This window comes from Streptomyces sp. MCA2 (assembly GCF_023544705.1).
In the GTDB taxonomy this organism is placed as follows: Bacteria; Actinomycetota; Actinomycetes; order Streptomycetales; family Streptomycetaceae; genus Streptomyces; species Streptomyces decoyicus.
Genome location: NZ_JAMJFM010000006.1, coordinates 34752 through 47838, shown reverse-complemented (window position 1 = coordinate 47838; position 13087 = coordinate 34752). Strand labels below are relative to the sequence as shown.

General features: G+C 72.5%; 14 protein-coding genes. 8 read left to right on the top strand and 6 right to left on the bottom strand.

Annotated features, from left to right (window positions below):
- Positions 1 to 20 precede the first annotated feature (20 nt).
- The 4 genes from M8I34_RS06680 to M8I34_RS06665 form a co-directional block, all read right to left on the bottom strand.
- The gene (locus M8I34_RS06680) at positions 21 to 782 is read right to left on the bottom strand and encodes a cytochrome b/b6 domain-containing protein (protein WP_250048337.1); all 762 of its coding nucleotides are present in this window, start codon (positions 780 to 782) and stop codon (positions 21 to 23) included.
- Positions 766 to 1518: a molybdopterin-dependent oxidoreductase gene (locus tag M8I34_RS06675; RefSeq protein ID WP_250048336.1), complete on the bottom strand. Its 753-nt coding sequence runs from the start codon at positions 1516 to 1518 to the stop codon at positions 766 to 768. Before M8I34_RS06675 ends, M8I34_RS06680 begins: the two co-directional genes overlap by 17 nt.
- A gap of 80 nt (positions 1519 to 1598) precedes the next feature.
- Positions 1599 to 2570, bottom strand: a complete 972-nt coding sequence (locus M8I34_RS06670; RefSeq protein ID WP_250048475.1) for a hypothetical protein — start codon at positions 2568 to 2570, stop codon at positions 1599 to 1601.
- A 249-nt stretch (positions 2571 to 2819) separates the two neighbouring features.
- Positions 2820 to 4475 carry an FAD-binding dehydrogenase gene (locus M8I34_RS06665; RefSeq protein WP_250048335.1) on the bottom strand — a complete coding sequence of 552 codons (1656 nt, stop codon included), beginning with the start codon at positions 4473 to 4475 and terminating at the stop codon, positions 2820 to 2822.
- A 212-nt stretch (positions 4476 to 4687) separates the two neighbouring features.
- Between M8I34_RS06665 and M8I34_RS06660 the strand changes: the two genes are divergently transcribed.
- From M8I34_RS06660 to M8I34_RS06625, 8 genes are all read left to right on the top strand, one after another.
- Entirely contained in the window at positions 4688 to 5581 is an 894-nt protein-coding gene (locus M8I34_RS06660) for a DMT family transporter (RefSeq protein WP_250048334.1), read from the top strand.
- A 123-nt stretch (positions 5582 to 5704) separates the two neighbouring features.
- Entirely contained in the window at positions 5705 to 6238 is a 534-nt protein-coding gene (locus tag M8I34_RS06655) for an NUDIX hydrolase (RefSeq protein WP_250048333.1), read from the top strand.
- A 43-nt stretch (positions 6239 to 6281) separates the two neighbouring features.
- Positions 6282 to 6692 (top strand): YidH family protein, encoded by a 411-nt coding sequence (locus M8I34_RS06650; protein ID WP_244415793.1) that lies wholly within the window; start codon positions 6282 to 6284, stop codon positions 6690 to 6692.
- Positions 6693 to 6695: 3 nt separating this feature from the next.
- Positions 6696 to 7058 (top strand): DUF202 domain-containing protein, encoded by a 363-nt coding sequence (locus M8I34_RS06645; protein ID WP_250048332.1) that lies wholly within the window; start codon positions 6696 to 6698, stop codon positions 7056 to 7058.
- Between the two features lie 132 nt (positions 7059 to 7190).
- Positions 7191 to 8282, top strand: coding sequence for an MBL fold metallo-hydrolase (locus tag M8I34_RS06640; RefSeq protein WP_250048331.1), 1092 nt, complete (start codon positions 7191 to 7193; stop codon positions 8280 to 8282).
- 143 nt (positions 8283 to 8425) lie between these two features.
- Positions 8426 to 9484, top strand: a complete 1059-nt coding sequence (locus M8I34_RS06635) for a phosphotransferase family protein (protein ID WP_250048329.1) — start codon at positions 8426 to 8428, stop codon at positions 9482 to 9484.
- Positions 9485 to 9491: 7 nt separating this feature from the next.
- Positions 9492 to 10706, top strand: coding sequence for an acyl-CoA dehydrogenase family protein (locus M8I34_RS06630; RefSeq protein ID WP_250048328.1), 1215 nt, complete (start codon positions 9492 to 9494; stop codon positions 10704 to 10706).
- A gap of 129 nt (positions 10707 to 10835) precedes the next feature.
- On the top strand, positions 10836 to 11477 hold the full coding sequence (locus tag M8I34_RS06625; RefSeq protein ID WP_250048326.1) for a MerR family transcriptional regulator: 642 nt from the start codon (positions 10836 to 10838) through the stop codon (positions 11475 to 11477).
- Here M8I34_RS06625 and M8I34_RS06620 read toward each other — a convergent pair.
- Together M8I34_RS06620 and M8I34_RS06615 are read right to left on the bottom strand one after the other, a co-directional pair.
- Complete coding sequence (locus tag M8I34_RS06620) at positions 11465 to 12085, bottom strand: class I SAM-dependent methyltransferase (RefSeq protein WP_244415787.1); 621 nt, start codon at positions 12083 to 12085, stop codon at positions 11465 to 11467. The genes M8I34_RS06625 and M8I34_RS06620 overlap by 13 nt on opposite strands.
- A 377-nt stretch (positions 12086 to 12462) precedes the next feature.
- Positions 12463 to 13068, bottom strand: a complete 606-nt coding sequence (locus M8I34_RS06615; RefSeq protein ID WP_244415786.1) for a TetR/AcrR family transcriptional regulator — start codon at positions 13066 to 13068, stop codon at positions 12463 to 12465.
- Between the last annotated feature and the right edge of the window lie 19 nt (positions 13069 to 13087).

Below are 13087 nucleotides of genomic sequence, written 5' to 3'. Positions count from 1 at the left end.
CTGCCGTACCCGGACCGCCTTCAGGCAACCTCCTTGCCCTCGCCCCCACGTCCGTCCTCGTCGCCGTCGTCCCCGCCATGCACCCCGTCCACGGCGTCCGCCCCGTCCGCCCCGTCCGCCCCGTCCGCCCACAACGGATGCTCGCGCCGGGCCCATTGGGCGTCGACGGAGCCGGTGCGCAGGCCGCGGCGGGACTCGGGATCGCCGAACGCCTTCCAGACATGGCCGGCGATCACGATGACCACGGCGAGCGCGAGCCAGTCGTGGACGAAGGTCGCGCCGGTGCGCCAGACCACGGGCACCAGGGTCCCCCCTGCCCGGGTGAGGCCGAGCGCCTGGGGCAGGGTGGACCACATCAGCAGGCCGGTGCCGAGCATCACGAGGACGGCGCCGGCGATCCAGGCCGCGTAGAGCTTCTGTCCGGCGTTGAACTTTCCGGCCCGGCGGCCCCCTCGGCGGCGCAGTGCGGCGCGCAGCCACTGGCGGTCGTGCGGGCCGTAACGGTTGAGGCGGGTGAGGTCGGCGCGCAGGGCGCGGGAGCCGAGGCCCAGCAGCAGGGGGACGGGCAGCAGGATGCCGGACCACTCGTGCACGGTGGCCACCAGGGCGCGGCGGCCGACCAGTTCGGCGAGGAAGGGCAGATAGAGGCAGCCCGCGGTGAGGACACAGACGGCCATCAAGGTGGCGGTGGCGCGGTGCACCTGGTGTTCGGTGGCAGTGAAGCGCCGGAGGCGGGGGCGCGCGGTGGCGGGCCCGGACGGGCTCTCAGGTGGTCGGGGCATCGTCGCGTCCGTTCGACCGGCCGACCCAGGCGTCGATGTCATATCCGCGGTTCTCCCAGTATCCGGGCTGCACATGGTCGGTGACGGTGATCCCGGAGAGCCACTTCGCCGACTTGTAGAAGTACATGGGCGCGGCGTAGAGGCGCACCGGACCGCCGTGTGCATGGCTGAGCGGTTTGTCCTGCATCCGCAGGGCGACCAGGACGTCGTCGCGGCGGGCCTGTTCCAGGGTGAGGGACTCGCTGTAGGCGCCGTCGAAGCAGGTGAAGCGGACGGCCTTGGCCTCGGGGCGGACACCCGCGGCGTCGAGGAGCTCGGCGAGGCGTACGCCCTCGAAGGGGGTGCCGGGCACCCGCCAGCCGGTGACGCACTGGACATCGCGGACGAGCCGGGTCTGCGGCAGCTGCCGCAGGTCCGCGAGGCGGTAGCTGGTGCGGTGACGGACCAGGCCGTCGATGGTGAGGCGGTAGGTGCGTGCGGTCTTCTCCGGTACGGAGCCGGTCACCGAGTAGTAGCGGAAGCCGCCGCCGCCCGGGAGCAGACCGGACAGGCCGGTGGGATCCTTCTGCGCGGCGGCACCGAGGGTGTCGTCGTAGGCGCTCTGGAGGAAGGGGGCCGCGGCGACGCCGGCGGCCCCCGCGGCGAGCATGCCGAGCACCACACGACGGCCCACGGGGGTGCCCCGCCCGTCCTCGCCGCCGCCCGCCGTGCGGGCAGGATTCACGTCCTTGGTCACGCTTCGATTCGAGCACCCGGCGGGCCCCGGGGCCAGCGTCCGGGCCCCGGCGTCAGACTTTCGTCATCAGCGCCGCGGGGTCACGGGGCGGCGTCCCCGGCCCGGCGCAGGGCCGTGGCCCGTGCGGCCCGGAAGGCGCCTTCGGCGTCGCGGCCCGGGTACGACCACGGTGCGCGCGTGGGGTACGGGCCGATGCGCCCGAAGAGTGCGGCAGCCTCGGCCATCCTCCCTTGGTGGAACGTGGCATGGGCCAGGAAGTTGAGATCGATCTTCCGGCGCGGATGCTCCTCGCCCTCCCATTCCAGCCACCAGTCGACGGCGCCCTGGAGGACCTGCCGGGCGCGCCGGGTGGACCAGGGGCCCCAGTCCGCGGGGTCGGGGGGTGCCAGTCCCGCGGCGGCCAGGACGCGGTAGCGCTCGGTGTGCGCCACGACGGGGAGGAGCGCGAGCGGGGAGTCGGCGGGGGCGCGTGCCGCGGCGCGGGCCGCGAAGGCGTGGGCCGGGTGCCGCGGGTCGTCGGTGGCACCGGGCCACTGTTCGGCCAGGGAGGCCGTCATGAGGTGGTGTGCGTGGTGGTGGTCGCGGTGGCGGGCGCGTACCTGGTGGAAGGCGTGTTCCCGGGCGTCCGGGGTGCCGGTGCGGCGGGCGAGGATCAGCGCGCCGAGCCAGGGGGTGGGGTCGTCGGGCAGCATCCGGGCGGCGGTGGCACAGGCCTTGGCGGCGGCCTCGGCACTGCTCTCGCCGCGCAGGGCGAGATGGACGGTGGCGAGGGCGAGGAGGGTGGCCGCGTCGCCGCTGTCCGGTTCGGCGAGCTGCCAGTCGCCGGCCCAGGCGGCGCTGCCGGGTCCGGTGGCCAGGACGGTTAATCGGTGGCCGCGCAGATCCCAGTCCTCGCCGGTCGCGGCGAGCAGGGTGCGCACCCTGGCCCATTGGCCGAGCGCCAACGCCTCGGCGGCGATGGCCAGTTGGGTGTCGTCCAGGGCCGGGGCGAGCACCGGGGCACCCGGGCAGCGGGTGCGTCCGAGGGACGGCGGCGGTGGCGCAGGAGAAATCGAAATCACGGGTCAGGGGCTCCATGGCGCGCCGCACCGGCCGTCTCACCGCACCGAGTCGTCCTCGGTGGGAGGGGGTCGGATCCGCGCACGCCTCTACAGAGGGTGATGGCTTGGTCCGCACCAGTCATCACCCACAGCAAAGCGGTACGCAGAGCTCCGCGTCAAGAAGAGAAAGGGAATGGCCGGATCCGCCCGCCTCGGCCAGTGTCAGGACACCGGCCTCGCCGCCGCCCCGCCCGGCCAGCGTCAGGACACCGACCGCGCCGCCGCCCGCCCCGCCATCCGTCCGGAGAACAGGCAGCCGCCGAGGAAGGTGCCCTCCAGCGAGCGATAGCCGTGCACCCCGCCACCGCCGAACCCGGCCGCCTCGCCCGCCGCATACACACCGGGCAGCGGCTCGCCGCCCTCGGTCAGCACCCGCGAGGAGAGGTCGGTCTCCAGACCGCCGAGCGTCTTGCGGGTGAGGATGTTCAGCCGTACGGCGACCAGCGGGCCGGCCTTGGGGTCGAGCAGCCGGTGCGGGGCGGCGGTGCGGATCAGACGGTCGCCGAGGTATTTCCGGGCCCCGCGCATCGCGGTCACCTGGAGGTCCTTGGTGAAGGAGTGCGCGATCTCCCGGTCCCGCGCCACGATCTCGCCGCGCAGCGCCTCCTCCGATATCAGCGTCTCCTGGGTCACCTCGTTCATCCGCCGCACCAGATCGGTCAGCGAACGCTCGACGATGAAGTCCGCGCCGTGGTCCATGAACGCCTGCACCGGGCCCGGCGCGCCGGCCCTGGCCCGGCCCAGCACCCCGCGGATGCTCTTGCCGGTCAGATCGGGGTTCTGCTCCGAGCCGGAGAGGGTGAACTCCTTCTCGATGATCTTCTGGGTGAGCACGAACCAGGTGTGGTCATGCCCGGTCCGCATGATGTGTTCCAGCGTGCCGAGGGTGTCGAAGCCGGGGAACAGCGGGACCGGCAGCCGCTTGCCGCGGGCGTCCAGCCACAGCGGGGACGGTCCGGACAGGATCCGGATGCCGTGCAGCGGCCAGATGGGGTTCCAGTTGTCGATGCCCTCCGTGTAGTGCCACATCCGGTCCCGGTTGATGATCCGGCCGCCGGCCGCCTCGGCGATGCCCAGCATCTTGCCGTCCACATGCGCGGGGACCCCGGACAGCATCCGCCGCGGGGGCTTGCCGAGCCGCTCGGGCCAGTTGGCGCGTACCAGTGCGTGATTGCCGCCGATCCCGCCCGAGGTGACGATCACCGCCTGGGCCTTGAGCTCGAAGGCGCCCGCCACCTCACGGCTGCTGGCACTGCCGCGCTCGGCGTCCGAGGGCTCCAGGATCTCGCCGCTGACGGTGTCCACGCTGCCCGCGGTGCGCGAGAGCCCGGTCACCCGGTGACGGAAGCGCAGCTCGACCAGGCCCCGGGCGGCCCCGGCCCGCACCCGGCGCTCGAACGGGGCGACCAGACCGGGCCCGGTGCCCCAGGTGATGTGGAAGCGGGGCACGGAGTTGCCGTGCCCCGTCGCGTCATAGCCGCCGCGCTCGGCCCAGCCGACGACGGGGAAGAGCCGGACGCCCTGCCGGTGCAGCCAGGAGCGCTTCTCGCCGGCCGCGAAGTCGACGTAGGCCTCCGCCCATTTGCGCGGCCAGTGGTCCTCCGGCCGGTCAAAACCGGCCGTGCCCAGCCAGTCCTGCCAGGCCAGCTCGTGGCTGTCGCGGATCCGCAGCCGGCGCTGCTCGGGAGAATTCACCAGGAAGAGGCCGCCGAAGGACCAGTGGGCCTGCCCGCCGAGGGACTGTTCCGGCTCCTGATCGAGGAGGATCACCTTCCGTCCGGCGTCCACCAGCTCCGCGGTGGCCGCCAGGCCCGCGAGCCCCGCTCCGATCACGATCACATCAGCGTCGTACGCCATGTCAGCTTCTCCTCAACGGGGCACACCGGGCGCCCCGGCCGCCGTGGTGGAACGATCCTCAGCGCACCCGACTGCCGCGTCAACCATGTCGTTACCGGGCGGTACACCGGGGCGCGCGGGAGAATGGTGGGTGACGAGGGCCACCCCACGCCCGCTGCCGGATGACTATCCTCAGGCGCAATCCCCCCACCCCGCGCGATACGAGGTGTGACGTGACGGTGATACTGCTCGCCCTGGGAGCGGCGTGCTGTCTCGGACTCGGTTTCGTGTTCCAGCAGGCCGCGGCGCAGCGCGCTCCGATGAAGGACTTCCTGTCCGTACGGCTGCTGCTGGACCTGGTGCGGATGCCGCTGTGGCTGGCCGGTATCGGTCTGATGGTGGTCGGGATGGCGCTCGGCGCGGTGGCGCTGGGCATGGGCGACATCACTCTCGTGGAGCCACTGCTGGCGACCAATCTGCTGTTCGCGATGGCCCTGTCGCGGCGGCTGACCCGGCAGCGGCTCGGCCGCAGCGGCTGGGCCGGACTGTGGCTGCTGGCGGGCGGGGTGACGGCCTTCATCGTGGCCGGGCGTCCCCAGGGCGGGGAGCGCAGCCCCGATCATCTGTGGCAGTGGCTGATCATGGGCATGGTGCTGGGCACCGCGTTGCTGCTGGCGGCGGTCGCCAAGCGGGAGCGGGTGCATGTGAGCCTGGAGGCCGCGCTGCTGGGCATCGCGGCGGGGCTGATCTACGGGCTCCAGGACGCGCTGACCCGGATCAGCGGGGAGCATTTCAGCCAGGGCGGCTGGTCGGCCCTGCTCACCAGCTGGCAGCCGTACGCCATCGTCGTGCTCGGTGTGCTGGCGCTGGTGTTCGTGCAGAGCGCCTTCGAGTCGGCGCCGCTGCGGCTCTCGCTGCCCGCGCTGACCGCCGCCCAGCCGCTGGCCGGTATCGCCTGCGGGGTGGGTTTCCTCGGCGACCAGCTCCAGGTGACGGCCGGGGCGCTGGCGTGGGAGGTGATCGGGATCATCGCCGTCGTCGCGGGCATCGTGCTGATCGGCAGCCATCCGGCGATGCCGCCGGGGTCCGGCCGGACGCAGAACGTACGGGAGCTCCAGCCGCACTGAGCGGGCCGCCCGGCCCGGCCGCGCCCTTCCCCCGGTGGCCACATCTTCCCGATGGCCCCACCTTCCCGGTGGGTGCCCCTTCCCGGTGGGTGCCCGCCCGGGCCCGGGTGGTTGCATGGGCCCATGACGGATCAGCAACCGCTCAATGCGGACGAAATCCTCGATGTCGTCGATGAGAACGATCAGGTCGTGGGGCAGGCTCCGCGCGGCGAGGCATATGCCCGCAGGATGCGCACCCGCTGCGCCTTCGTCCTTGCCCGGGACGACCGGGACCGGATCTTCGTCCACCGCCGCACCCCGCAGAAGCTCGTCTTCCCCTCGTACTACGACATGTTCGTCGGTGGGGTCGTGGGCACCGGCGAGACCTATGACCAGGCGGCGCTGCGCGAGGCGGAGGAGGAGCTGGGCGTGCAGGGGCTGGCACCGCCGGAACCGCTGTTCAAGTTCCTCTACGAGACCGCCGAGCACACCTGGTGGTCCGCGGTCTACCAGGTGCGCTGCACCCTGCCGGTCGCCCCGCAGGAGTCGGAGATCGACTGGTCCGCGTTCCTGACGGAGGAGGAGCTGGCCCGGCGGATCGACGAGTGGCCGTGGACGCCGGACGGACTCGCCGCGTACCGGCAGCTGCTCGCCCGCCGGGAGGCGGGGGAGCTCTGATGGGTCCCGGTCACGGGTCGGGCCGGCCGATAGGGTTTCGGCCATGATCCTCACTGAGGCGCTGCGGTCGGCCGGCGCGGCCCTACGGCTGTGGTTCTCGCCCGCGCGGATCCGCGAGGAGGGCACGACCCCCGACTACCGGTTCTCGCTCGCCAATGAGCGCACCTTTCTCGCCTGGCTGCGCACCGGGCTGGCGCTGATCGGCGGCGGGTTCGCGGTGGACCAGTTCCTGCCCCGGCTGCATCAGGGGCTGCGGGTGACCTTCACCGTCGTCCTGCTGGTGGGCGGCGCGCTGTGTGCGCTGCGGGCGGTCAATCACTGGGTGCGCTGCGAACGCGCGATGCGGCGCGGCGGGGATCTGCCGGTCACCCGCTTCCCCACGGCGCTGGCGCTGGGCGTCGGCCTTCTGGCGGTGGCAGTGGTCGTGCTGGTCCTGCTGGGCTGGACGAACTAGCCGATGGCGGACGGAGCGCGGCCGGACGCGGGGCCGCCGCGGCCGGCTCCCGACCGGGACCCCGGGCTACAGCCGGAGCGGACGCGGATGGCGTGGCGGCGTACGACCCTGTCGGCCACGGCGATGGCGGTGCTGGCCGTGCGTCAGCTGCTTGGGAGCGCGGCCCCGGGGCCGGTGGAGGTGGTTCTGGCGGTGCTGATGGGGCTGCTGTGGATCGCGTTCGTGGCGCTCTCGCACCACCGGATGCAGGCGTTGGGCACCGGCCGTCCGCCGGGTCTGCCGCCGCGGACCGCACTGCTGCTGGTCGGCTGCACCCTCGCGCTGGCGCTGTGCGGCGCGGTGCTCCTGGTGCGGCCGGGGCCCTGAGCCGGGGCGCGGCGTCACCGGTGACCGGCGGCGGAGATACCGTGGCGTGACCCTCGCGTTCCCGGAGCGGGCCCCATCCCCGCCTCGGCCGCGGCGGAATGAGGGACCATCGGACGAGGGGACACGACCCGCATGCGCGACTCGGCAGCACGGAACACGCCGGCCCAGGCCTCGGCGGCGCAGACGGCGGCACGGACCTCCGGGCCCGGCGCCACCGGCCCGGACGCCGCGCCACCACCCGGCGCCGCGACGCCCACGGACGCCTCCCGGGTGGACGCCTCGCCCACGGACACCTCGGCAGCCGCCGAGCGCCCCACCCTCCCCGAGCCCTACCTCACCGAACTCGCCGCCGGCGTCCATGCCTTCATCCAGCCGGATGGCGGCTGGTGCCTGAACAACGCGGGCTTCGTCACCGACGGCAACGCCACCCTGGTCGTGGACACCGCCGCCACCGAGCGCCGGGCACGTCTGCTGCGCCGCCGGATCGCCGAGAGCGGCGCGCCGGCCCCCCGGATGGTGGTGAACACCCACCACCACGGCGACCACACCTACGGCAACGGCGTCTTCGCACCCGAGGCGACGGTCATCGGGCACGCCTCCTGCCGCCGTGAGCTGCTGGCCGCCGGGCAGCAGCTGCATGCGGTGTGGCCGCAGGTGGACTACGGCGACATCCGTCTGACGGCGCCGGAGATCACCTACACCGACGAGCTGGCGCTGCACGTCGGCGACATCGAGGTGCGGCTGATCCATCCGGGCGTGGCGCACACCACCGGCGACACCCTCGTCTGGCTGCCCCGGCAGCGCATCGTCTTCGCCGGCGATCTGGTCTTCCACGGCGGCACACCGTTCGTCTTCATGGGGTCGCTGACCGGATCGCTGCGGGCGCTGGAGCTGATGCGCACCCTCGACGCGGTCACCGTCGTCCCGGGCCACGGCCCGGTGACCGGCCCCGAGGTGTACGACGGCATCGAGCGCTATCTGCGGTTCGTCGGCCGGCTGGCGCAGGAGGGGCGGGCGGCCGGCCGTACGCCGCTGGAGGTGGCCCGGGAGGCGGACCTGGGGCCGTTCGCCGAGCTGGCCGAGAGCGAGCGGCTGGTGGCGAATCTGCATCGGGCGTACGCGGAGCTGGCGGGCGTGGCCCCCGGTGCCCCGCTCGACCTCGTGGCCGGATTCGGCGATATGACGGTGATGAACGGCGGGGTGCCGATGGCTTGTCACGCCTGAGCCCGGCCCCTCGTGCCGGAGCCGGCCTGGCGGAAAACCCCCGCGTGACCGACGCCCCACGTCCCGGCACTGGACTCCATACCGACTAGTCGGCATGATCGTGCTGCGACCGATGGACCGTCCACTCCGTACGGAGGAGCACGATGAGCAAGGGCACCCCTCCCCCGCAGGCCCCCGGCCGGGAGGACGCGGAACCTCCCGGCCTCGACCTGGAGCGATTGCGCGAGCATCTGGACCGGGAGCGGCCGGGGCTGGCCGGCGGCCCGCTGCGGGCCCGGCTGATCGAGGGCGGGCGGTCCAACCTCACCTACCGCGTCAGCGACGGCGCCGCGTCCTGGGTCGTCCGCCGGCCGCCGCTCGGCCATGTGCTGGCCACCGCGCACGACATGCGGCGCGAGCACCGCGTCATCAGTGCCCTGCACACCACACCGGTGCCGGTGCCCGAGACGCTGCTGCTGTGCGAGGACGAGTCGGTCATCGGCGCGCCCTTCTATGTGATGGAGCTGGTCGAGGGCGTGCCGTACCGCACGGCCGGCCAGCTGGCCCCGCTCGGGCCCGAGCGCACCCGCTCCGTGGTGCTCTCCCTGGTCGATACGCTCGTGGACCTGCACGCGGTGGACCCGGAAGCGGTCGGACTCGGCGACTTCGGCCGCCCCGAGGGCTTCCTGGAGCGTCAACTGCGGCGCTGGGGAAAGCAGTTGAGCGCCTCCAAGAACCGCGATCTGGCGGGGATCGACGAGCTGCACGAGGCGCTGGGCCGGGCGCTGCCCGCTTCGCCCGCACCGACCGTCGTGCACGGCGACTACCGCCTCGACAACGTCCTGGTCGGCGCCGACGACACGATCAAGGCCGTACTGGACTGGGAGATGTCCACGCTCGGCGATCCGCTGACCGACCTCGGCCTGCTGGTGATGTACAGCTCGGACCTCGGCCTGCCCGAGTCGCCGGTCAGCACCACCAGTGGCGCCCCCGGCCACCCCTCGCCGGCCGAGCTGATCGAGCGCTATGCCGCCCGCTCCGGCCGGGACACCTCCGCCATCGCCTGGTACACGGCGTTCGCCTGGTTCAAGCTCGCCGTGATCCTCGAAGGCATCCACTACCGCTTCACGCTCGGCCAGACCGTCGGCGCCGGGTTCGACCAAATCGGCGAGCTCGTCCCCGTATTCATCGGCCACGGACTCACCACCCTCAAGGAAGGCTGAGACACCCATGGACTTCGCATTCGACGCCCGCACGGAGGAGCTCCGCGAGAAGCTCCTGACGTTCATGGACGAGCACGTCTACCCGGCCGAGCAGACCGCCCATGAGCAGCGGGCCTCGCTCGCCTCGCCGTGGGACACCCCGGCCGTCGTCGGGGAGCTCAAAGCCGAGGCCCGCCGGCAGGGCCTGTGGAACCTCTTCCTCCCCGACGCGGAGCACGGCGCCGGGCTGACCAACCTCCAGTACGCGCCGTTGGCCGAAATCACCGGACGCAGCCCCCAGTTGGCGCCCACCGCGCTGAACTGCGCGGCGCCGGACACCGGCAACATGGAGGTGCTGACGCAGTTCGGCAACGAGGCGCAGAAGAAGCAGTGGCTGGAGCCGCTGCTGGCCGGTGAGATCCGGTCCGCGTTCGCGATGACCGAGCCGGAGGTGGCCTCGTCGGACGCCACCAACATCGAGACGCATATCGCACGGGATGGCGACGACTACGTCATCAACGGGCGCAAGTGGTACATCTCCGGGGCGATGAACCCCCGGTGCCAGATCTTCATCGTGATGGGCAAGACCGACCCGGACGGCACGGACCTCCGCCGCCAGCAGTCGATGATCCTGGTACCGCGCGACACCCCCGGCCTGGAGGTCAAGCGCGCCATGCAGGTGTACGGCTACGAGGACCACTGGCACGGCGGCCACGCCGAGGTGCTCTTCCACGATGTCCGGGTGCCGGCGGCCAACCTGATCGGCGAGGAGGGCGGCGGCTTCGGTATCGCGCAGGCCCGGCTCGGCCCCGGCCGGATCCACCACTGCATGCGGCTGATCGGCATGGCCGAGCGCGCCATCGAGCTGATGTGCCGCCGCGCGGTGACCCGTACGGCCTTCGGCAAGCCGCTGGCCCAGCAGGGCGTGGTGCAGGAGTGGATCGCGGACGCCCGGGTGGCGGTGGAACAGCTGCGGCTGCTGGTGCTCAAGACCGCCTGGCTGATGGACACCGTCGGCAACAAGGGCGCTCACACCGAGATCCAGTCCATCAAGATCGCCACCCCGCGCACGGTCGTGGGCATCCTCGACAAGGCGGTCCAGCTGCACGGCGCGGGCGGCGTCAGCCAGGACTTCCCCCTGGCGGAGCTGTGGGCCGGGGCCCGCACGCTCCAGCTGGCGGACGGACCGGACGAGGTGCACCAACGGTCCCTGGCGCGCCGGGAGTTGAAGCGCCACCTGTAGGGCCTTCCCGGTACGGCGGCCGGACCCGGAACGACGGTCCGCGGACGGCCGCCCGCCGCGGTCGCCGGGCGGCCGTCCAGCGGTCGGAGCGGCCTCCTGCCGGGGTGGGCGCGCCGCTATCCTCGGGGGATGCGTATCGGAGAACTGGCGCGGCGGACCGGTGTGCCGGTTCCGACGATCAAGTACTACACGCGCGAAGGCATGTTGCCCGCGGGTGAGCGCACCGGTCCGAACCAGGTTCATTATGCGGAGTCGCACATCCGGCGACTGAAGCTGATCCGTGCGCTGACCGAAGTGGGCGGGCTGTCCATCGCGGCTGCCGGCGAGGTGCTGGCGGGGATCGATGCTCCGGGCAGCACCGTGCACGGCATGCTCGGCACCGCGCAGTCGGCGGTCAGCCGGGTGGCGGCCGAGCGGGGCACCGACGAGACGTGGGAGCGCGCCGACCGGGAGGTCGGGGAGCTGGTGCGGCGGCACGGCTGGACGGTGCGGCCCGAGAATCCGGGGTGGCAGACGCTGGTGCAGGTCGTGGTGGCCTATCACGAGCTCGGCCGGAGCGAGTTGCTCGGTCTGCTCGACGGATACGCGGACGCGGCGGGGACCCTTGCCGCCGCCGAGCTGGCCGCATTCGACGGGGTCCCGAGCATCGACGCCAAGATCGAGGGCGCGGTGCTCGGGACCGTGCTCGGCGACGCGGCGATGGCCGGGCTACGGCGTATCGCCCAGGAGGACGTCTCCCGGCGGCCGGAGGCGCAGCCTCACCCGGGGTGAACGGGGTCGCCGGCCGGTACGAGGTGATGCACCCGGGCCGGCGGCAGGTTGCCCAGCACCAGTTCCGTACGGAAGGTGTGCCGGTCCAATATGCGGCGCAGCGCGAGCTGCCCGTTGACGGCGTGGACGCGCGCCGTTCCCCCGGTGAAGGTGCGGCGTACCGTCGCGCCGCCGACATAGCCGAAGAAGGAGAGGGTGCCGCCGGGGCGCAGGGCGCCGAGCAGCCGGTCGAAGATGTCCGTCGTCGTCGGGGCGTCGAAGTTCGCGAACGGCAGGCCGCAGACGATGGTGTCGTAGGTGCCGAGTTCGTGCTCCTGCACCATGCCGGTGAGGAACTGGAGCCGCGGGTCGCCGCCGTAGGCGCCGTGCAGGATGTCGACGAAGCGCGGGTTGGCCTCGACGAGGTCGAGGGTGTCCTCCTGGCCGAGCGCGTCGGCGATGTGGCGGGTCACCGCTCCGGTGCCCGGCCCCACCTCCAGGACCGCGCGGGAGCGGCCGGGGCTGGGGACGAGATAGCGGGTCAGGGCCCTGCCGAGCCGGGGACTGCTCGGAACGATCGCGCCCACCTCTCCGCGCGTCCGTGCGTACTCCCGGAGAAACAGCGTCACTTCAGCCACTAGGCCACCCACATCGGTTGTGATAGCAGAACTATCGATACCGTAAGTTACGGATGGCGGATGAGGACACCCCCGAGCCACAGCCGCCCCTTGAGTGTCATCACCCCGGGGCGCATGCCCACTGCTCTTGCGCGCAATCCAACAAATTCCGAGAGATGTGGCCAGAGCCGCCCGAGGCGCCGCGCGAGGCGTCCGGGCTCACCTCGACGTGGCCTTACCGATACGTACGGTGAGCGCGCGCGGCCGCTTCCCCCGCGGGAGGTGTGGCCAAGAAGACACCGATGCCGGATGCCGGATGCTGCGGGCGGAAGGTCTTCCGCCCGCAGCATCCGGCATCCGGCGTCCGGCGTCCGGCGTCCGCTGTGGGCCTACGGCCGCAGGGCGCGCAGCAGCAGATCCGCGAGATGGTCCGCGACCTCCTGCGGGCTGAGCGGCCCGTCCTCGCGGTACCACGTCCCCAGGTGGTGCACGGAGCCGAAGTGGTAGTCCACGACCAGGTCGGCGGGGATGTCGGCGGCGAACACACCGGCGCGCTGGCCCTCCTGGACCAGGGCGCGGAACCTTTCGTGGTAGCGGCGCCGCTCGGCGCGTACCTGCTTGTCCTTCTCCGGACTGAGGTGGTGCATCGAGCGGAAGAAGATCTTGGTGTCGTCGAGGTTCTCGATGGTGGTGACGACGACATCGGCGGCGGCGTCGCGCAGTCGCTCCTGCACCGGCGCGTCGGCGCCGGCGAAGTGGTCGAGCCGCTCCTGCTGGAGGCGCAGCACCCGGCCGTAGACCTCGTGGAGCAGATCCTCCTTGGAGCCGAAGTAGTGGTAGAGGGCGCCCTTGGTGACGCCCGCCGCATCGACGATCTCCTGGACGGAGGTGCGGTCGTAGCCCTGCTCCGCGAAGAGCCTGGTGGCGGTGGCCAGCAGCCGCTGGGCCACCGGCTTCGCACCACCGTTGCCGTTGCCGTCCTTCGTGCCGGCCATCGCCCTCACCTGTCCTTCG

Coding starts and splice junctions, on each gene's coding strand:
- M8I34_RS06630 (WP_250048328.1), top strand. CDS start 9,492: ATGGACTTCGCATTCGACGCCCGCACGGAGGAGCTCCGCGAGAAGCTC.
- M8I34_RS06625 (WP_250048326.1), top strand. CDS start 10,836: ATGCGTATCGGAGAACTGGCGCGGCGGACCGGTGTGCCGGTTCCGACG.
- M8I34_RS06635 (WP_250048329.1), top strand. CDS start 8,426: ATGAGCAAGGGCACCCCTCCCCCGCAGGCCCCCGGCCGGGAGGACGCG.
- M8I34_RS06650 (WP_244415793.1), top strand. CDS start 6,282: ATGATCCTCACTGAGGCGCTGCGGTCGGCCGGCGCGGCCCTACGGCTG.
- M8I34_RS06680 (WP_250048337.1), bottom strand. CDS start 782: ATGCCCCGACCACCTGAGAGCCCGTCCGGGCCCGCCACCGCGCGCCCC.
- M8I34_RS06655 (WP_250048333.1), top strand. CDS start 5,705: ATGACGGATCAGCAACCGCTCAATGCGGACGAAATCCTCGATGTCGTC.
- M8I34_RS06645 (WP_250048332.1), top strand. CDS start 6,696: ATGGCGGACGGAGCGCGGCCGGACGCGGGGCCGCCGCGGCCGGCTCCC.
- M8I34_RS06615 (WP_244415786.1), bottom strand. CDS start 13,068: ATGGCCGGCACGAAGGACGGCAACGGCAACGGTGGTGCGAAGCCGGTG.
- M8I34_RS06665 (WP_250048335.1), bottom strand. CDS start 4,475: ATGGCGTACGACGCTGATGTGATCGTGATCGGAGCGGGGCTCGCGGGC.
- M8I34_RS06640 (WP_250048331.1), top strand. CDS start 7,191: ATGCGCGACTCGGCAGCACGGAACACGCCGGCCCAGGCCTCGGCGGCG.